The organism is Pseudomonas sp. TSO6, assembly GCF_056098905.1.
The window spans coordinates 1-255 of the sequence record NZ_JBLZWV010000117.1; the positions used below are offsets into that span (position 1 = coordinate 1).

General features: G+C 67.8%; 1 protein-coding gene. It reads left to right on the plus strand.

All coding sequences use genetic code 11. From position 1 onward, the window contains the following. On the plus strand, positions 1-255 hold a 255-nt coding region (locus ACN6NG_RS30045), incomplete at both ends, for a CBS domain-containing protein (protein ID WP_474317562.1).

Consider the following 255-nt stretch of genomic DNA (forward strand, 5'->3'; position numbering starts at 1 on the left):
TGGTGTGCAAGGTCAACGGCAAGGCCCCGAGCTTCCAGGCCGGTGTGCCATTCGGCTACCTGGTCGACGACCGCGGGCAGTTGCTCGGTGTGGTCGACACCGATGCCAACGGTGCCAGCGTCAGCGAGCGCTACAGCCTGCACGAGCAGCAGCCGGTGTACATCGACACGCCGCTGCACGAGGTGCTGGGTATCGCGGCCGACCTGCCGTACCCGGTGCCGGTACTCGACCGCGAGGGCGCCTTCAAAGGCACGC